This window comes from Peribacillus butanolivorans (assembly GCF_001273755.1).
Lineage (GTDB): Bacteria > Bacillota > Bacilli > Bacillales > DSM-1321 > Peribacillus > Peribacillus butanolivorans.
In genome coordinates this window covers 3752709-3771998 of record NZ_LGYA01000001.1, presented here as the reverse complement: position 1 = coordinate 3771998, position 19290 = coordinate 3752709, and the positions used below count along the sequence as shown (strand labels likewise).

The window sequence follows — 19290 nt, the reverse complement described above, 5'->3', positions numbered from 1 at the left end:
TAATGAACAAAACAGAAAATTAACCTTGATTTTCACCGTATAACAAATTATAATTTCCTACATACTATTAAAAACAAAAGTTATGATGAGGACACGGGTATTCTAGTCGCCGATTTTCAGAGAGGGGAGCCAAAAGGCTGTAAGCTTCCTATTCGCATAGATCACTTACCACCTTTAAACTTCGGCTCGGAAAGCAATTAGATTGCGACTATGAGTTGACGGGAAGCTGCCGTTACCAAGTTACAAGTGTCATTTTGCCGTGAAAAGCAAAGTGAAACGAGGGTGGAACCGCGGGTTAATGATTATGATTATTAAGCTCGTCCCTGTTTTATACAGGGGCGGGCTTTTTGTGTTGTAATTAGATTTCTCGCTCGGATACCTATAACTGAAAACAGATTGTTCTAAAAATAAGAAGGAGTGAAACTGAATGTCTGAATTACTGAAAATATCATTTCCTGACGGAGCGGTGAAGGAGTTTGCTAAAGGTACAACTACTGAAGACATTGCTGCATCCATCAGCCCTGGTTTAAGAAAAAAATCCATTGCTGGAAAGTTCAATGGTGAATTATATGATTTGAAACGTCCAATTGAAGAAGACGGTACAATTGAAATCGTCACACAAGATGCAGCAGATGCGCTTGAAGTGCTTCGCCACAGTACAGCTCATTTGATGGCACAAGCGATCAAACGTCTTTACAAAAATGCTAAATTCGGTGTCGGCCCTGTCATCGAAGGCGGTTTTTACTACGATATGGATCTAGAGGAATCATTAACACCTGAAGATCTTCCTTTGATTGAAAAAGAAATGAAGAAAATCGTTAATGAAAACTTGGAAATTGCTCGCATCGAAGTAAGTCGTGACGAAGCCATATCTCGTTTCAAAGAAATTGGTGACGAGTATAAATTGGAATTGATCGATGCTATTCCTGCTGATCAGCAAGTAACGATCTATGAGCAAGGTGAATTCTTTGACCTTTGTCGCGGAATCCACGTTCCATCTACTGGGAAAATTAAAGAATTCAAGCTATTAAGCGTCGCCGGTGCATACTGGAGAGGCGATAGCAAAAACAAAATGCTTCAACGTATATACGGAACTGCTTTCTTTAAGAAAGAAGAACTATCCGAACACCTACGTTTCCTAGAAGAAGCTAAAGAACGTGACCATCGTAAAATCGGAAAAGAATTGAACCTGTTCATGAGCTCACAGAAAGTTGGGCAAGGTCTCCCAATGTGGTTACCAAAGGGTGCGACAATTCGCCGCACAATTGAACGATATATCGTTGACAAGGAAGAACGTTTGGGCTATGACCACGTATACACACCTGTAATGGGAAGCGTTGACCTTTATAAAACATCTGGACACTGGGATCATTACCAGGATGATATGTTCCCAGTCATGGAGATGGAAAACGAACAGATGGTCCTGCGTCCGATGAACTGTCCGCATCACATGATGGTATATAAAAACGGCATCCACAGCTACCGCGAGCTACCAATCCGGATTGCTGAGCTTGGCTTGATGCACCGCTATGAAATGTCAGGCGCTCTTTCTGGTCTGCAGCGTGTACGTGGGATGACATTGAATGATGCTCACATTTTCGTCCGTCCAGATCAAATTAAAGAAGAGTTCAAACGTGTTGTGAACTTGGTTCTGGAAGTATATAAAGATTTCGATATTAAGGATTATTCATTCCGTCTGTCTTACCGTGATCCGCAGGATACAGAGAAGTATTTTGATGATGACGCCATGTGGGAAAAAGCACAAAGCATGCTGAAAAGCGCGATGGATGAACTTGGACTAGATTATTTTGAAGCAGAAGGTGAAGCAGCATTCTACGGTCCGAAGCTTGACGTTCAAGTACGTACAGCTTTAGGAAAAGATGAAACTCTTTCAACTGTTCAACTTGATTTCTTGCTTCCTGAACGTTTTGATCTTAACTATGTCGGTGAAGACGGCAAGCAGCACCGTCCGGTCGTTATCCATCGCGGAGTTGTTTCCACAATGGAACGTTTCGTTGCTTACTTAATCGAAGAATACAAGGGGGCATTCCCAACTTGGCTGGCACCTATCCAAGCACAAGTGATTCCGGTCTCACCAGAAGTTCATTTGGATTATGCCAAAGAAGTGCAAGAAAAACTTAAGGCAGAAGGCATCCGTGTTGATTTGGATACACGTGACGAGAAAATTGGTTATAAAATCCGTGAAGCGCAAATGCAGAAAATCCCGTACATGCTGGTTGTTGGTGACAATGAAGCCCAAGAAGGCAGTGTGAACGTACGTAAATACGGTGAACAAAAATCAGAAACAGTCGCGTTTGAAGACTTTGTTTCAGCGATTAAAGCAGAAGTAAGTCGTTAACATCAAAAGAGAGACACATATTGTTGTGTCTCTCTTTTGCATAATGCATGATTAATAACAACAGCATGTGAAAGTATAGTCAACAATGAAAAGGAGTGGTCAGCATGAATAAGAAATTTTCCTATCTATTCGGACCAACATTTCTTGTCGTCATCATCTTATTGTTACTGGATGGTTATCGACAATATGCTATTGTCCCGGTCCTGTTGTTTTGGATAGTTCTATTTGCGTGGGATGCTATTGAGAAAAAGAAAAAGGCAAAAGAAAACCCGTAACATTTGAAGACTCTAGTTAATAGATCCAAGATGTAAATTCAGCTAATTACCCAAAAAAATATTAATATGAGGGAGTGGGGAGAAATGGAGATACGGAAGGCTACAAGGCAAGATGCGGGAAAATTGGCAGCTCTGTTCAATCATGTTGAAGATTCCGGGTTCATGTTGTACAATCCGGGTGAAAGAAAAGCAACGGAGAACAAATTGGAGAGGCAAATCGAGCAAATTGAAAATAACCCCCGCTCCATTTTCCTCGTTGCAGCAAGCGGCCACGACTTGATAGGATATCTCATATTATTGGGCAATGAACTTAGCAGAACAAAGCATTCTGCCAAAATTGTCATCGGCATATCCGAACAAGAGAGAGGAAAAGGAGTCGGAACGAAGCTGTTTCAAAAAATGGAGGAGCAGGCACTGGCATATGAAATCCGGCGCCTTGAATTGACCGTTATTGCTAACAACGAACCAGCACTTTCCCTTTATAAAAAGATGGGTTTTGTACTAGAAGGTACGAAGCGGGACTCATTATTTTTCGATGAAATGTATCATGACGAATACTATTTGTCTAAATTTCTTTAAAAAAACGTATTGTCAAATAACAAAATGTCTGATAAGATTAATTCTGTTGTGAAAAACGAATAAATTAGCATTTGACAAGTCATCAGTGTTTATGATATATTTCTAAAGTGAATTGAATACGTGTTTGAGGAAAAGAAGAAGCACCCGCTTCTCACCTGGTTGACGCAAACGATGCAGTTAACAGGTCATGATTTGATTATTTGGATCTTTCTGAATTAGTCTATCAGTGTGGGTGCAGCATGCATCCACACTTTTTTATTATGATTATATCCTGTAAGCGAGTTGTGAGCGTGACCGAATTGATTCAAATATTCGTATTCGCCAATATCTTTGGAGGTGGCTAACTATTAGTAAAGACGCGATGGTAAACGAGGGCATCCGAGCCCGTGAAGTTCGTCTTATTGACCAAAACGGAGAACAACTTGGAATTAAAACGAAACTCGAAGCATTGGAAATTGCCGCTCGTGTAAATCTTGATCTAGTTTTAGTTGCTGCAAATGCAAAGCCTCCGGTAGCCCGGATTATGGACTACGGAAAACACCGCTTCGAGCAGCAAAAGAAAGACAAGGAAGCACGTAAAAATCAAAAAGTTATCAGTCTTAAAGAGGTTCGTTTGAGCCCGACGATTGAAGAACATGATTTCAATACTAAGCTTCGCAACGGTATTAAATTCCTTGAAAAAGGCGATAAAGTAAAAGCTTCTATCCGTTTCAAAGGACGTGCTATTACACATAAGGAAATTGGTCAACGTGTACTCGTTCGTTTTTCTGAAGCATGTAAAGAAGTGGCTACAATCGAGCAACATCCAAAAATGGACGGACGCAGCATGTTCATTATCTTAGCACCAAAAGCCGAAAAGTAATTGTAAAGTAATTTGTAATGAGGAGGAATACCTTATGCCTAAAATGAAAACTCACCGCGGATCTGCTAAACGTTTCAAAAAGACTGGATCCGGCAAACTTAAGCGTTCTAACGCTTACACAAGCCATTTATTTGCTAACAAATCTACTAAGCAAAAGCGTAAGCTTCGCAAAGCTAGCCTTGTAAGCAAAGGTGACTTCAAACGTATTCGTCATATGCTAGACAATATTAAATAAGTTCGATTTATCGAGTTAAATAGGAGGGAAATAACATGCCACGTGTAAAAGGCGGTACTGTTACTCGCAAACGTCGTAAAAAGGTAATAAAATTAGCTAAAGGTTACTATGGCGCGAAACATATTCTTTTCAAAGTAGCTAACCAACAAGTAATGAAGTCAGGAAACTATGCTTTCCGTGACCGTCGTCAGAAAAAACGTGATTTCCGCAAACTTTGGATTACTCGTATCAACGCTGCAGCTCGCATCAACGGTCTTTCTTATAGCCGTTTAATGCATGGCTTAAAGCTTGCTGGTATCGAAGTAAACCGCAAAATGCTTGCTGATCTTGCTGTTGCTGACGAACAAGCTTTTGCTCAATTAGCAACTGCTGCTAAACAACAATTAGACAAATAAGTCTGACTGATATCAGCCACTCTCTTTTTCAAGAGGGTGGCTTTTTACATATTTAAAGGGGGAGAGAGGAATGCAAGGAGTTTGGATCATTCTTGCCTTTATGTTTATCATTAACATCGTAGGCTTTGTCATAATGGGAGTCGACAAAAAGAGAGCACGCAATGGGAAGTATCGTATCAGCGAAAAGACACTCTGGTTTTGGGCAGTCATAGGTGGGGGAACTGGGACCTTTCTTGGAATGAAACATTTCCATCATAAAACGAAGCATACCTCCTTTAAGTGGGGACTGCCGGTTTTGATGGTCATCCAAATAGGGTTACTTATCAAGATCTTAATTCGATAGTCATATGTAGCTCGTTTAGTGTATATGCTTGTAGAAGCAGCAAAGAGTAGCTGGGGGGAAAACATGAATGATAAACTGACACTTGTGATGAGCTACGTTCAATCCGGCAGCGTGTTTGCGCCATTAATCTTTATTACCTTTCATTTATTACGGCAATTTTTATTCATTCCTGTTATCGTGGTTTGCATGGCTGGTGGTGTTTTATTCGGTGCAGCATTTGGAACTATCTATTCCATAATCGGTTTGACGTTGTCCAGTATGGCCTTTTATTTTGTAATAGGTAAATTTCCGAAAACGAAGGATAAGCTTCTACGACTTAAAAATAAGCTGTTTGGAAACCGAAAGCTTAACAGCCGACAAATTGCGGTGCTGAGGCTTATTCCGTTTATACACTTTTATTTATTGTCGCTTTGCTTGCTGGAATCCAATAAAGGGTTGAAAAACTATTTTTATTTATCCTTCATGACGAATATCCCTGTAGCCTTCGTATATACAGTGTTTGGCCATTATATTGCAGATTTCAGCCCGACATTAATCGTCATTATTTTATTATCATTAACCTTATTGCTTTATTTATTAAGAGAAAAGCAGACGGTCGTTCCCTGGAAAGAATTTTTCCGCTCACATGATAAATAAAGGGCCTTGAGTGCAATTTCCTCAAGGCTCTTAAGTACGCAGTTGTAACACCACTCGATATGTTTTAGTTATCCAAAAATTCCTTTACAGGGCTTTTCCAATCAATCAAGGCATCCGGATATTGTTTTTTTATGGATGCTTCGATTTTTAAAAAGTCATTGCGCTTCAAACCTTTCAAATCGGCTATTTTCTTAGGCCAAATGAAGATGGAGATAACCTCGAAGGAGCGTTCCGTCGTTCCTAAATACTTTTCCCCTTCAAACATGACCCCATTGTACGTCAATAAAAAATTCTTGTGTATATTCTTTGTATCATCGAGCAGAAAGAACTTTTTCTGTTCATGTGCCAGCTCTAATTTTCGTTTTGGATTAAATAGATATTTGATAGTCGTATATATTAAGAAGATGATGAGAGCCAAAATAAAGAACCGCAATATTAACACCATGTAGCTACCTCCCTAAACAGAGTGATTCCTTTCATTTACGTATGGGTTTTTAATAAGTTTCATTTATTTGTTATAATTTAAGGGATTAAGATAGAAAGTAGTGATAAAAGTGAACATAGCAAAATTGATGGACATGCAGGCGGCCTTAGATAAGCATATAGAGACAAAGCACGATCTGGGTGCAGAAAACTTGGTCGAGCGGAAGACTCTTGCTCTTTTAGTGGAGCTTGGGGAGCTGGCTAACGAAACGAGATGTTTTAAATTCTGGAGTCTTAAAGGTCCTTCGGATAAAGAAACGATTTTGGCTGAATACGTGGATGGCATTCACTTTATTTTGTCACTTGGGATTGAAAAGAGTTTTGTACCAAAAGTTCCATCGGCTTTCAAAATGGGTCATGTTGATTTAACGGCTCAATTCACTTTGATATACGGGTACATCAACGAGTTTCGTGTGCAATTAACAGAGTCCGCGTTTCAAAAGGTTTTTGCTGAATATCTACATTTAGGGGAGTTGCTAGGATTTTCCGCAGAGGATGTGGAAAATGCATACGTCACCAAAAATGAAGTGAATTACGAAAGACAAAAACAAGGCTATTAATTGTTTGTGCAACCGATATTTTGTATAATTATTCTTGTAGTGTAAAAAAGAGGGAGGTAAATGCATGGCTCAATTGGATGAAACATTAAGGATGCTGAAAGATTTAACGGATGCTAAAGGCATTGCTGGAAATGAAAGTGAAGTAAGAAAAGTAATGGCTGAATACATAACCGCTTTCGCGGATGAAATATCGACTGATGGTTTGGGAAGTTTGATCGCTATGAAAACAGGTGATGAAAACGGTCCGAAAATCGTCGTTACTGGACATTTGGATGAAGTTGGTTTCATGATAACTCAAATTGATGATAAAGGATTTTTGCGTTTTCAGCCGGTAGGAGGCTGGTGGTCACAGGTGATGCTCGCTCAACGCGTGACGATCGTCACAAATAAAGGCGATGTAACTGGGGTTATCGGTTCAAAGCCGCCACATATTTTATCAGCAGAAGCGAGGAAAAAGCCGGTTGAGATTAAAGATATGTTTATTGACATTGGTGCAACTAGCAAGGAAGAAGTAAAGGAATGGGGCGTTAAGCCGGGCGATATGGTAGTACCGTATTTTGAATTCACAGTCATGAATAATGAAAAAATGTTGCTTGCTAAAGCTTGGGACAACCGAATTGGCTGTGCAATCGCTATTGACGTCCTTAAACAGTTGAAAGATAGCGACCATCCGAATGTTGTATACGGGATTGGTGCAGTTCAAGAAGAGGTTGGTCTGCGTGGCTCTAAAACATCAACGTTCAAAATTAAGCCGGATATTGGTTTTGCCGTTGATGTCGGTATAGCTGGTGATACACCAGGTGTAACTGATAAAGAAGCGATGAGTAAAATGGGTGAAGGTCCGCAAATCGTTATATATGATGCATCGATGGTAGCTCATAAAGGACTGCGGGATTTCGTTACCAACACGGCTGACGAAATGAACATTCCTTATCAATATGAATCGATTCCAGGCGGTGGAACGGATGCAGGTTCCATTCACTTAACAGCAAATGGAGTTCCTGCACTGGCAATTACGATTGCAACACGCTACATTCATTCACATGCGGCAATGCTTCATCGTGATGATTATGAAAATGCAGTTAAACTAATTGTCGAAGTGATCAAACGCTTAGACCGTGAAGCAGTGGACCGTATTATTTACGAATAACATAGAGAAATTTAGAAAAGGAGAGGCTCCTTTAAAGGGCCTCTCCTTTTTCATTGATAGTTACTTATCCTCGACAATTATATAGACGGCTTTAATTGGACCATGAACGCCAACGACAAGGTCCATTTCGATATCAGCGGAATTGCTCGGTCCGGTTATGAAATTAATGCAGGAAGGAACGACTTCACCGCGATTAACTTTAGAACGAATGGCCGCTGCAGCTTGTGTCATTCGCGGAACGATGGTGCTCTTTGGGATAATGGAAACATGACAAGCGGGCAGGAAGCTGATGGAACGGCCATGGTTCTTACTGCTAAATAAGACGACGGTCGCTGATTCCGCAAGTGTTATTTCACTGAATGTGATTCCGATATTAGCACTTTCTGCCAGTTCGATATTTTTTTTCCCTGCTTGATGGTCCCAAACGTGGACACCTTTTTCATTCAGCACATCAAATAACTGATAGTCAGAGAATCGATCATCTTTTGGAATGATTAATTGTCCATTTCCAAGTTCCTCAATCACCTGTTTTAAAAGGTGTGCAACTTGCTTTGAGTCGGTAAGGTGAAACTGCGTATGGACCCGTTTGCACTGTTCCTGTAATTCGTTGACAAGATCATCTGGTGTCGCATGTTTCAGAACCTCGAATTGGGGGGCGTGCTTCCAAACAGGACGGGTTATGCCTTTGGTTATAGGAGCTCTTCCTAGGTTTTTGGCAATTTTATTTAAAAACGTGCCTTCATTTTGGATAGTTCCAGTCATGATGGTTTCCCTCCTGTCTCGCGATTTTTAAACCAGTCCCTAAAGCTTTCTTTACTAGGAGCTGGGAATTCACGGCTTTCGGTCCAGGTTTTAAGTGGTCCCGGTCCTTTTGAGATGATATCTCCCGTTTTAAAAGGGGACATAGCTGAAGGGGCCATTTTTGAACCAAACTTATAAAGCATTGGAGAAGCGGCGCCGATTCCGAATGCCTTCATAGCCATCTTTTCAGAGAAGGGAACCATTTTTTCCTTTTCTACGATGACTTCACGATGCTTTCTTAGCAGATCATGCAGAGGGATTTTTACCGGACAGGCATCGGTACAAGCTGCACAAAGAGTTGATGCATAAGGTAGTTCTTTAAAATCATCATAGCCACCAAGTAATGGTGAAAGCACAGCACCGATTGGACCCGGATAAATGGAACCATAGGAATGGCCGCCAACCTGGCGATAGACCGGGCAGACATTGATACAGGCTGCACAGCGAATGCATTGGAGAACAGATTGAAACTCAGTTCCTAAAATGGAAGAGCGTCCATTATCGACGATGACAAGGTGGAATTCCTCAGGTCCGTCGACATCCCCTTCATCACGTGGACCGGTAAGTGCGGTAATGTAGCTGGTCAATCTTTGACCGACCGCGCTTCTTGTCAATAAACTGACAAGAACTTCAAATTCATCGAATGTAGGTACAAGCCGTTCCATCCCCATCACGGTAATTTGCGTTTTTGGCAGGGCTGTGACTAAATCAGCATTTCCCTCATTCGTTACCAAACCAATCGAGCCAGTTTCTGCAATCGCAAAATTACAGCCGGTAATGCCAACATCCGCACTTAAGAAATCTTTCCGAAGAATACCCCGGACATGAGCGGTAAGCTCCTCCGGATTTTCGGTTTTCGTATAGGCAAGCTTCTCTTTAAAAACATCCCTTATTTGTTCTTTGTTTTTGTGGAGAGCAGGCGCGACGATATGGGAAGGCGGATCATGATCATCAACTTGTAAAATGTACTCACCGAGGTCTGTTTCAACGACATCAAGTCCAACAGCTTCAAGAGTAGCATTTAAATTGATTTCTTCCGTGACCATCGATTTTGATTTCACGACTTTTTTGGCCTTCTTTTTTACGATAACGTCCTTAATGTATCCGCTTGCTTCTTCAGCTGTTTCAGCAAAAAAGACATGACCTCCTCGTTTCGAAACATTTTCTGCAAGCTGGTGCAAATAGAAATCAAGGTTGCTAAGCACATGCTGTCGGATTTCTTCCCCAAGGGACCGCCAATCCTCCCAGCTTCCCAACTCATCAACGGCAGTCAGCCGCCGTCCGTGTAATCGTTCTTGGGCACTCGATACCGCCAGTCGCATAAAATCATTATGTATTCCTTCATCCACTCGGTCTTTAAACTTGGCAGAGCTGGTTTTCATAGCCATGTTTTATCCCTCCTCGCTTTCTTTAAATACTATTCAATACTTCGGCAATATGTAGAACTTTAATAGGTTGACCTTTACGTTGGATACGTCCGCCGATATTCATTAAACAGCCTGCATCGCCGCCAATTAAAAAGTCGGCTCCGGTATCTTCAATATTGCAGACTTTTTCCTCGACCATTTGTCCGGATATATCACCCATCTTAACTGAAAAGGTTCCCCCGAATCCGCAACAATTTTGAGCGTCCGGAAGAGGTGTCATTTCCAGTCCTTTAACATGGCTTAACAAAATGGCAGGGGCTTCTTTCACTTTAAGCAGCCGAGTCATATGACAGGAAGTATGATAAGTCGCTTTTCCTTCAAATGTAGCGCCAACATCAGTTACCTTTAGAACGTTCACGATGAATTGGGTCAATTCATATGTTTTTGCCGCCAATGCAGCAGCCTTCGTTTCCCATTCAGCATCGCCTTTAAAAAGGACTGGATATTCTTTGAACATAGCCGCACAGGAACCTGAGGGGGTTACTATATATTCAGCATCCTCGAACGTTTGGATCATCTTTTTCATAGCTTCCTTTGATTCCTTTGTATACCCGCTATTGTATGCCGGCTGTCCACAACAAATCTGCGATTCTGGAAAATCAATCTCACAGCCTAATCTCTCGAGTAGTTCTACTGTTGCTTTTCCGACATTGGATTGAAACAAATCAACTAAACAAGTTGCAAAGAGAGTTACTTTCAATTTGGTCTCCTCCTTTTTAAAATAGGTTAACAGGTCATCTGATGACTAGATAATAGAAAAAGGAAATGGTTTAGAGAAAATACCAATTCCAGGATTATAAATGAAGAAATCGTTTTCAAAATAATATACCAATTTTCTCCTTGGTTGTATAGAGTATTTTTGAAATTTAATGAATAATCAAATATTTGTTTGCTGATTAGTGAGGATGACTTTATCTAATGATTCCTCAACGTTTTGAAGGTGAAATAGCATAGCGTTGCGGGCTCCTGCTTCGTCTTGCGCCACAATCGCGTCATAAATCTTCGCATGCTGTTGGTAAAGTCGTTTAAGTGTCATTTCTTCAGAATATAGAGCAATTCGCCGAATATCACGCATCTTTTCCGTCATTAATTCTGAAACGTGATGCATCAGCGTAATGAGCAATTCATTTTGGGAAGCGTTTGCGACTGCGACATGGAAGGCTATATCAGCTTTATCACTCAGTTCTTCATCTTCAGTCACCTTTTCCATTTCAGAAAGCCTGAACTCAAGCTCAGCAAGATTTTCATTTGTTCGTTTCTTCGCAGCCACTTCAGCCGCCCCTGACTCAAGGATTTTCCGAACCTCTAGCAAATGCTTGATATTGTCCTTATCCATCAAAAGAGCAGCAGTTAATGGGAGGTTCATGATGCTAGGGTCAAATGTTTTAACAAATGTTCCTTCTCCTTGTTTGATTTCAATGAGTCCCATTGAACTTAATGCACTTAATGCTTCACGGATTGCCGGTCGTCCGACTTGGAAATTTTCCGCAAGCTGTTGAATGGAGTCTAATTGTTCACCTGGTTTCAGGGTGCCTGACCGAATCATTTCATAAAGTTCTTCGCTGACTTCTTCATAAATTTTTTTCGGTTTAATTTTTTTATATACCAAGTAGTAAACACCTCTATTTTCTATGAGTTTCTCTGGTTAATATTATATAACACAAACGATCTTTCTCACTTGTCGAAGATTAAAAATCTAAAAAAAATCTTGATTTTATATTTTTTATCATTTAATTTAAATAAATACTCATCAAGTCATCTGATGACTTTGAATATTTAGATATGTAAGGGTTTTCACCTGATACATAATTTCTGAAATTTTAAAAAAATAAGCAAAAGGAGTCGAAATGAATGACATGGACACAAAACTTTACGCCGATTATCGATAATTTAGTCGTATCTTCCCTTGTAGCACTTATCCCAATTATTTACTTTTTCTGGGCTCTCACGATCAAGCGAATGAAAGGGTACATTGCTGGTCTTACGACGTTACTAGTGGCCCTTGCAGTTGCCGTTTTTGTGTATGGAATGCCAGCAGGAAAGGCCATAATGTCTGCTTCGCAAGGGGCGGTGTACGGGCTACTGCCAATTGGATGGATTATTATCACTTCAGTATTTTTGTACAAAATGACAATTAAAAGCGGACAATTCAATATTATTCGATCTTCGGTTCTTTCGCTTACCGAAGACCGCCGCCTTCAGGCTTTATTGGTTGCGTTTTCTTTCGGGGCCTTTTTAGAAGGGGCTGCTGGATTTGGAGCACCGGTTGCGATTTCCGCAGCACTTTTAGTAGGTCTTGGGTTTAACCCGCTATATGCAGCTGGCATTTGTTTAATTGCCAACACTGCTCCGGTCGCATTTGGGGCCGTTGGAATACCGATTATTGCTATGGAAGGGCCTACGGGGATTGCTGCCATGGAGATTTCAAAAATGGTCGGTCGCCAACTGCCATTCCTTTCAGCATTCATTCCTCTGTACCTCATTATGATTATGACTGGGTGGAAACGATCGCTTGAGGTTATGCCAGCTATCTTGGTTTCTGGTCTATCCTTTGCAATTACCCAATACTTTAGCTCGAATTTTCTTGGACCGGAGTTACCAGATATCCTTTCTGCCCTAGTGTCACTTTTTGCTTTAGCAATCTTCCTGAAATTTTGGAAGCCTAAAACAATTTTCCGGTTTGCGTCTGAAGAAACGGCAGCAGCTGTTGAACCATTGGATGATTCAGTGGAAGTGGAAAAAAGGTATACGAAATGGCAAATATTCCATGCATGGTCACCATTCCTTTTGTTAACGCTTTTCATAACGATATGGGGGATGAATCCAATAAAACCTGCGCTCTCTGGACATTATGAAGGTGACAATATGTTACTGAGCGGCATCAATGAAATTGGAAAACTATTAACCTTCCAAATTGAAGTACCAAGTCTGCATAACGAGATTATCGGGAGCAATGGATTACCGATAGCCGCTTTCTTCAAAATAGAATTGCTCGGGGCAGCGGGTACAGCTATATTACTGGCTGCAATCGTTACGAAGTTTATTGCACACATCTCTACAAAAGTTTTCTTTAACACTTTTGCCGAAGCAATGAAAGAGTTGGCAAAACCAATTTTGATGATTTCTTCTGTTGTGGCTTTTGCGTACGTAACGAATGCTTCTGGCATGTCGACAACATTAGGAATGACACTTGCAAAATCAGGGGATTTGTTTCCGTTCTTTGCACCGGTTCTCGGTTGGCTAGGGGTGTTTATTACTGGATCCGATACATCTGCTAATCTCTTATTTGGCAGTCTTCAGAAAGTTACAGCACTTAAGGTAGGGATGGAACCGGTTCTGGCACTTGCGGCGAACTCATCCGGAGGGGTTACCGGTAAAATGATCTCGCCTCAATCGATTGCCATTGCTTGTGCTGCTGTAGGATTGGCAGGCAGGGAATCAGAATTATTGAGATTCACGATTAAACATAGCTTATTCTTATTGCTGCTTGTTTGTATAATTACCTTCTTGCAAAATGGCGTCCTATCCTGGATGATTCCATAATTTGAATGAGGCTCTCCCTTTTGAAAAGGGAGAGTCCTCTATGCTTTTATGATCTTATACGAAGGGGGGCAACTTATGCATTTAGCAGCAGTGGCAGAAAAATTAGTTCATGAGGTTCGAAAGTTGATTGATGAGGAAATCATCATTATTAATCATGTTGGCATGATTATCGCCAGCACGGATAAAAGTCGTATTGGTTCTTACCATGAAGGAGCCATCCATGCTTTTAAAAACCGTGAGAAACTGATTATCAATAAACAAGATGAACAACATTGGAAAGGGGTAAAGACGGGAATCAACCTGCCCATTTTTTTTAATCAGGAAGCCGTTTGTGTAATTGGTATTACCGGTGATCCCAAACAGGTTTCTCCATATGCAGAACTTTTAAAGAAGATGACGGAGATGTTTATTCAGGAAAGCTACCATATCGAACAAGAAGAATCGCAGTCCCGCCTGATGGAATTCTTTGTGTTTGAATGGCATCAGCTTCAAAGGTTCAATGAGTCTTTCCTTCAGAAGGCAAAGCTGCTGGGAATCGATGTTATGGTTGACCGAATTATCATTCTTGGTGAATTTCAGACAGAAAAAATCATTGAACAGCATGTGTGGAGGACGCTGCAGATTTACATAAGGCAGCAGCACCCAAAGGACATCGTAGTTCGTTGGGGAAGGAACCAGTTCGTCATTCTTTCATTAGCTGATTTTATCGGTTCAAAAACCCACCAATTAACGAAATTAAGCCAATTGCAAAAAAAACTTGAGGAAAGTTCCGGATATAAAGTGAGCGTTGGGGTTAGTTCACGTTCACCAGGTTCCGCATTTAGACAAGCCTTTTTTAAAGCAGAACGGTCCTTGAAAATTGCGCTTTCTTCATCGAATATTGTATTTGATGAGGACTTGAAGCTCGAAGTCCTGCTCGATGAAGTTACCCCTGAAACAAGACAGGAATATTTAACTCGGACGATTGAGAACCTACTTCTTAACGAGGAGTTACTTAAAACGCTGTCCATGTATTTTTCCTGTGATCTTTCTTTGAAAGAAACCGCTGCAGCCCTGCATATACACATTAATACTCTCCATTACAGGCTCAAACGTATTGAAGAGTTGACCCAATTAAATCCTAGGAAGCTGTCAGATTTAGTCACTATGTATCTAGCTGTACAAATATTAGATAAACATACAAATTAATAATATTAAAAGCCGGAAAGTCTATATGTTCATACATAGAAGATGGACTGGCTTTTTTCTATACTTAAACTACATAAAAAATTCGTGAACTATTTTTATTACATAAGGGGGATGTATATGTTAACAAAACAGGTTAAGCAACAACTACTGAGCATTGTTGGTCCGGAAAATTACGATGATTCTAAAGTGGAATGCCTTGTTTATTCATACGATGCGACGCCGGGATATCAATCGATGCCGAATGCCGTTATTAAACCAGGGTGCACGAATGAAGTGGCCGCAATCGTCAAAGTTTGTAACGAACACAAAGTTCCTATCATTCCACGCGGCTCGGGGACGAATTTGAGCGGAGGCACATGCCCAACAGAAGGGGGCCTTGTCCTTTTATTTAATCGGATGAATTCATTGATTGAAATAGACGAGGAAAACTTAACGGCTACGGTCCAGCCTGGGCTTATCACATTGGATTTGATTTCTGCGGTTGAAAAGAAGGGCTTATTTTATCCGCCCGATCCAAGTTCGATGAAGATTTCCACAATTGGCGGCAATATAAATGAGAACTCTGGTGGATTACGAGGTTTAAAATACGGGGTCACTCGTGATTATGTTATCGGGCTTGAAGTAGTTCTTCCGAATGGGGACATCATTCGAACAGGAGGAAAGCTTGCCAAGGATGTAGCCGGTTATGATTTAACAAAGCTGTTTGTTGGCTCAGAAGGCACACTTGGTATCGTAACGGAAGCGATCTTAAAACTGATTCCCATTCCGGAAACGACAAAGACCATGCTTGCTTTATATCACGACCTGGATGCTGCGGCCCAATCTGTAGCTAAAATCATTTCAAATAAAATCATTCCAGTCACCCTTGAATTTCTTGATCGGCCAACCTTGATAGTGGTTGAGGATTTCGCGAAAATCGGTTTGCCTACCAATGTGGAAGCAGTTCTCCTAATCGAACAGGATGGACCGCCAGAAGTTGTAGAACGTGATATGAAAAGAATGGCGGATATCTGTCTAGAGGAAAAAGCTGTCTCTGTTGAAATTGCTGAAACGGAACTCGACGCAGTGGCCTTGAAAACGGCGAGACGGACAGCTCTTTCTGCACTCGCACGTTTGAAACCTACGACAATTTTAGAGGATGCTACAGTACCACGTTCGGAAATTGCCAAAATGGTTAGAGCCATTAATGAAATCGCTACTAAACATAATGTGAACATTTGTACATTTGGTCATGCTGGGGATGGAAATCTTCACCCAACGTGTATTACTGATGCCCGTGATCATGACGAAATGGAGAGAGTGGAGCTTGCCTTTGCCGACATTTTTGCTGTGGCTATTGACCTTGGAGGCACGATTACCGGTGAACATGGAGTTGGAGCCATGAAGGCCCCTTACCTTGAATGGAAGCTGAAAAAAGAGGGCATTGCCGCGATGAAGGGAATTAAACAGGCATTCGATCCGAATAACATCATGAATCCAGGCAAGGTATTCGCCAAAGAAAGTAGGAAAAGGGTGGTGGTGTCATCGTGACGACAGTCCAAGAGAGGGAAATCATTGCCGACCAATTTGCGGAGAAAATGAATGAGGATGAATTGCTTAATTGTATGCGTTGTGGCTTTTGCTTACCCCATTGCCCGACATATATTGAATCAGGATTAAAGGAATCCCATTCACCAAGGGGCCGTATTGCACTTATGAAAGCGGTAACGGATGGCTTGATTGAACCGGATGAAGATGTAGAGCGTTCTTTAAGCCTTTGCCTCGGCTGTAGGGCATGTGAGCCAGTCTGTCCTTCCGGTGTTAAATATGGACATCTACTAGAAGAAGCGAGGGATATCATCCATCAGAATAAAAAACACAGTCTTCCAGTAAAAGCGATTCGTAAGGCGGCTTTTAACGGATTATTTCCTCATCAAGAGCGGATGCAGAACATGACAAGTTTACTGGGCTTTTACCAGCGTTCTGGTCTTCAGTACATTGCTCGTAAAACTGGTGTCCTAAGCATCCTTCCGGATAATCTTGCGACCATGGAAAAAGTGCTACCGAAAGTTCCCAAAAAATCCGAAATGAAAAATCGGCCAACAGAGCTGCCTGCGATAGGAAATCCAGTCAAAAAGGTAGCCTTCTTTTCCGGCTGTTTAATGGATACAATGTTTTTGGATACAAACAAGGCTACACTAAAACTTCTGCAGCTGGCCGGATGTGAAATCGTAATCCCAAAAGCCCAGGCTTGTTGCGGAGCCCTGCATGGTCATAGTGGTGAAAAAGAAGGCGCAAAACAACTAGCCAAGCGTAATATTGAAGCGTTTGAAGCGGACGAAGTCGATTATATTATTACAAATGCCGGGGGTTGTGGAGCATTCCTTATTGATTATGATCATTTGCTTCAAGATGAGCCGGAGTGGTACGAAAGGGCCATTGCTTTTAAAAACAAAATGAAAGATATCAGCGAAATTCTTGTGGATTTACGCTTTCAGGAAAAAGTTCGCTTGAAACTGCCCTCACAGTCAGTGACATATCAAGATTCCTGTCACTTACGGAATGTGATGAAAACTTCAAAGGCGCCGAGAATTCTCCTTCAATCGATAGAAGGAATTGATTTTAGGGAAATGAAAGATGCTGATCGTTGCTGCGGCTCAGCTGGGATTTATAATATTGTAGAATCAGAGATGTCTATGAAAATTCTCGATTCGAAAATGGAACACACTAAATCGACACAGGCAGATATTGTTGTTACAGCAAATCCTGGTTGTTTGCTACAAATGCAATTGGGAATCGAAAGAGAAAACTTGAGCGAGTGTACGAAAGCGGTTCATATTGTGGATCTGCTTTTAGAGGCTGTTGTTTTATAGTAGAAGAAAGCGGATGTATTGATTGACTTCAAGTAGTTAATGAAGAGTATAGGAATGGTAGTATTTGGGTAAATGTTAAATTTTAATATATGCGAAAGCCTTTGTTGTGACTTGGTTTCAAGTAAAATATCGTTCTGTTTTGAGAACAAATTGTAATGTTATATCCAAAAATGAAATAGTACATCCTCGTTTACTTAGGGACTCAGCGGGTAGAGTTTATATATAACATCCACTTAACAAAACCTAAGGAGGAATGTAACATGAATAAAACAGTATATGGTGTATATGAATCGAATGCAGAAGTAATCCAAGCAATTAATGCACTTAAGGCTAAGGGCTTTGAGGGAGACGATATTAGTAGAAGCCCAGCCAGGAAAAAGCGAAGAGCTTCATGGGAATTCTGCCAACTTATTTGAAAGTCAATACCTGAACACGAATCGAGCTGAAGAAAGAGAAATAAAGGCGAACTCCACCGAAAAATATAAGGTGAAAAAGCCTGGGGATTATGAAGGAACACTAGCGAGCGACCCCAATGTAGACCCATTTTCTGCTGATACTAAAAAAGCACTGGATCGGACTATGAACCCGAATGTTGAAAGTGTGCAGCAAGAAGAAAAGGATATCATGAAAGATGAATACATCAAAAATCGAATGAACACCGATAATCTGTAAGACGCAAAATAACAGCCTGCGCAAGGCTGTTATTTTTTTAAGGAATGGGTGGAAATCCTTTTATGCAAAGGATTCCTTTAACGATTGGTTAGGATTTCTCATTAGACAATTTGCTTGTTTATTGATCAAGCCGCAAGGTATAATTACAAAGGAATTTATTCTAAGTAGAGTAACAAGGAGGGGGAGAAACATGGAAAAAAACGTATATGGTGTTTTTGACTCTAATCCGGAACTACTTGCTGCAATTCAAGAATTACAAGCTAAAGGCGTTACTGGCCCCCAAATGACAGTAGCAGCTAATATAAAAAATGATGTGCAGCTTGGAAATGAACATACGGATATCCTGATCATCGCCAATCAGGATAAGGAGGACACTCTTTTTTTAAGAATCTTCCACTACTTCACAGATGAAGGATCTGGAGATTTACGTAGCTTTTTCACGAAATACGGCTATTCTTATGATGAGACAAAAGCGATGCTTGAAGAAGTGAGCGCAAAAAAATTCATCTTACTGCTCGATGAAGAAGTCTCTATCGATGAACTAAAGTCAGGCTTTGATAAAGTAGTGCCGAAGTAAGCGAATACAAAAAAATAACAGCCTGCGAGGGCTGTTATTTTTTTAATCCTGATTCGAGAACAGTAATCATTTCATGTTTTTCCTGCTCAGATGAATTTTGCCAAATGACCTCGAATAATACGCCCAATCCAGGAAGCATTTTTTCCTCGCCATTCTGAATTGCATCGACAATCGTGTCTTCTAGCTGCTCTTGAGTATTCCCGGTTACATTTTGAATGATCGCATTCCTTAGGTTTAAATTCACATTTATTCCTCCTCTTACACATAATGACTCACATTAATAGCATTTCACAAACTGGCATGCAATATGTATGTAAATTGCGTTATAATAGGACAATCAGTGTGAAGTTAAA

Annotated in this window: 23 protein-coding genes and 1 other annotated feature; of the genes, 17 read left to right on the top strand and 6 right to left on the bottom strand. The window is 40.8% G+C overall.

Annotated features, from left to right (window positions below):
• The first annotated feature begins 427 nt into the window (after positions 1-427).
• From thrS to AKG34_RS17405, 8 genes are all read left to right on the top strand, one after another.
• Positions 428-2359 carry a threonine--tRNA ligase gene (gene thrS / locus AKG34_RS17435; protein ID WP_053347254.1) on the top strand — a complete coding sequence of 644 codons (1932 nt, stop codon included), beginning with the start codon at positions 428-430 and terminating at the stop codon, positions 2357-2359.
• Positions 2360-2463: 104 nt separating this feature from the next.
• Positions 2464-2634, top strand: a complete 171-nt coding sequence (locus AKG34_RS28065; RefSeq protein ID WP_157444028.1) for a hypothetical protein — start codon at positions 2464-2466, stop codon at positions 2632-2634.
• A gap of 84 nt (positions 2635-2718) precedes the next feature.
• Complete coding sequence (locus AKG34_RS17430; protein WP_053347253.1) at positions 2719-3213, top strand: GNAT family N-acetyltransferase; 495 nt, start codon at positions 2719-2721, stop codon at positions 3211-3213.
• A gap of 126 nt (positions 3214-3339) precedes the next feature.
• Positions 3340-3476 (top strand) — a sequence feature (ribosomal protein L20 leader region).
• A gap of 98 nt (positions 3477-3574) precedes the next feature.
• Positions 3575-4075, top strand: a complete 501-nt coding sequence (gene infC / locus AKG34_RS17425; protein WP_053347252.1) for a translation initiation factor IF-3 — start codon at positions 3575-3577, stop codon at positions 4073-4075.
• 34 nt (positions 4076-4109) lie between these two features.
• Positions 4110-4310: a 50S ribosomal protein L35 gene (gene rpmI, locus AKG34_RS17420; protein ID WP_034309070.1), complete on the top strand. Its 201-nt coding sequence runs from the start codon at positions 4110-4112 to the stop codon at positions 4308-4310.
• Between the two features lie 35 nt (positions 4311-4345).
• Positions 4346-4705 carry a 50S ribosomal protein L20 gene (rplT, locus tag AKG34_RS17415; protein ID WP_034309067.1) on the top strand — a complete coding sequence of 120 codons (360 nt, stop codon included), beginning with the start codon at positions 4346-4348 and terminating at the stop codon, positions 4703-4705.
• A gap of 70 nt (positions 4706-4775) precedes the next feature.
• Complete coding sequence (locus AKG34_RS17410; protein WP_053347251.1) at positions 4776-5048, top strand: DUF1294 domain-containing protein; 273 nt, start codon at positions 4776-4778, stop codon at positions 5046-5048.
• A gap of 63 nt (positions 5049-5111) precedes the next feature.
• Positions 5112-5684: a TVP38/TMEM64 family protein gene (locus tag AKG34_RS17405; protein WP_053347250.1), complete on the top strand. Its 573-nt coding sequence runs from the start codon at positions 5112-5114 to the stop codon at positions 5682-5684.
• 64 nt (positions 5685-5748) lie between these two features.
• Here the strand turns inward: AKG34_RS17405 and AKG34_RS17400 are convergent, their stop codons facing one another.
• On the bottom strand, positions 5749-6129 hold the full coding sequence (locus AKG34_RS17400) for a hypothetical protein (RefSeq protein WP_053347249.1): 381 nt from the start codon (positions 6127-6129) through the stop codon (positions 5749-5751).
• Between the two features lie 109 nt (positions 6130-6238).
• Here AKG34_RS17400 and AKG34_RS17395 point away from each other — a divergent pair, with 109 nt between their 5' ends.
• Entirely contained in the window at positions 6239-6727 is a 489-nt protein-coding gene (locus AKG34_RS17395; RefSeq protein ID WP_180320467.1) for a dUTP diphosphatase, read from the top strand.
• 64 nt (positions 6728-6791) lie between these two features.
• On the top strand, positions 6792-7877 hold the full coding sequence (locus tag AKG34_RS17390) for a M42 family metallopeptidase (protein ID WP_053347248.1): 1086 nt from the start codon (positions 6792-6794) through the stop codon (positions 7875-7877).
• Positions 7878-7937: 60 nt separating this feature from the next.
• Here the strand turns inward: AKG34_RS17390 and AKG34_RS17385 are convergent, their stop codons facing one another.
• The 4 genes from AKG34_RS17385 to AKG34_RS17370 all read right to left on the bottom strand — a co-directional run bounded on the left by AKG34_RS17385 (position 7938) and on the right by AKG34_RS17370 (position 11714).
• On the bottom strand, positions 7938-8639 hold the full coding sequence (locus AKG34_RS17385; protein ID WP_053347247.1) for a LutC/YkgG family protein: 702 nt from the start codon (positions 8637-8639) through the stop codon (positions 7938-7940).
• On the bottom strand, positions 8636-10066 hold the full coding sequence (locus tag AKG34_RS17380) for a LutB/LldF family L-lactate oxidation iron-sulfur protein (RefSeq protein ID WP_053347246.1): 1431 nt from the start codon (positions 10064-10066) through the stop codon (positions 8636-8638). Before AKG34_RS17380 ends, AKG34_RS17385 begins: the two co-directional genes overlap by 4 nt.
• A gap of 22 nt (positions 10067-10088) precedes the next feature.
• Positions 10089-10805, bottom strand: coding sequence for a (Fe-S)-binding protein (locus AKG34_RS17375; protein WP_053347245.1), 717 nt, complete (start codon positions 10803-10805; stop codon positions 10089-10091).
• Positions 10806-10982: 177 nt separating this feature from the next.
• A complete protein-coding gene (locus tag AKG34_RS17370; protein WP_053347244.1) occupies positions 10983-11714 on the bottom strand; it encodes a FadR/GntR family transcriptional regulator in 732 nt (243 codons plus the stop codon).
• Positions 11715-11956: 242 nt separating this feature from the next.
• Between AKG34_RS17370 and AKG34_RS17365 the strand changes: the two genes are divergently transcribed.
• The 7 genes from AKG34_RS17365 to AKG34_RS17340 all read left to right on the top strand — a co-directional run bounded on the left by AKG34_RS17365 (position 11957) and on the right by AKG34_RS17340 (position 18937).
• Positions 11957-13648 (top strand): L-lactate permease, encoded by a 1692-nt coding sequence (locus AKG34_RS17365; RefSeq protein ID WP_053347243.1) that lies wholly within the window; start codon positions 11957-11959, stop codon positions 13646-13648.
• A 75-nt stretch (positions 13649-13723) separates the two neighbouring features.
• On the top strand, positions 13724-14836 hold the full coding sequence (locus AKG34_RS17360; protein WP_053347242.1) for a CdaR family transcriptional regulator: 1113 nt from the start codon (positions 13724-13726) through the stop codon (positions 14834-14836).
• Positions 14837-14953: 117 nt separating this feature from the next.
• The gene (gene glcD, locus AKG34_RS17355; protein ID WP_053347241.1) at positions 14954-16366 is read left to right on the top strand and encodes a glycolate oxidase subunit GlcD; all 1413 of its coding nucleotides are present in this window, start codon (positions 14954-14956) and stop codon (positions 16364-16366) included.
• The gene (locus AKG34_RS17350) at positions 16363-17688 is read left to right on the top strand and encodes a (Fe-S)-binding protein (protein WP_053347240.1); all 1326 of its coding nucleotides are present in this window, start codon (positions 16363-16365) and stop codon (positions 17686-17688) included. Before glcD ends, AKG34_RS17350 begins: the two co-directional genes overlap by 4 nt.
• A 260-nt stretch (positions 17689-17948) precedes the next feature.
• Positions 17949-18104, top strand: coding sequence for a hypothetical protein (locus tag AKG34_RS28060; protein WP_161804949.1), 156 nt, complete (start codon positions 17949-17951; stop codon positions 18102-18104).
• Entirely contained in the window at positions 18028-18360 is a 333-nt protein-coding gene (locus AKG34_RS17345; protein WP_152952306.1) for a hypothetical protein, read from the top strand. The genes AKG34_RS28060 and AKG34_RS17345 overlap by 77 nt, the downstream gene beginning before the upstream one ends.
• Positions 18361-18550: 190 nt before the next feature.
• Positions 18551-18937, top strand: coding sequence for a general stress protein (locus AKG34_RS17340; protein ID WP_053347238.1), 387 nt, complete (start codon positions 18551-18553; stop codon positions 18935-18937).
• 34 nt (positions 18938-18971) lie between these two features.
• Here AKG34_RS17340 and sspI read toward each other — a convergent pair whose 3' ends face one another.
• Positions 18972-19181: a small acid-soluble spore protein SspI gene (gene sspI / locus AKG34_RS17335; protein WP_053347237.1), complete on the bottom strand. Its 210-nt coding sequence runs from the start codon at positions 19179-19181 to the stop codon at positions 18972-18974.
• Positions 19182-19290 lie beyond the last annotated feature (109 nt).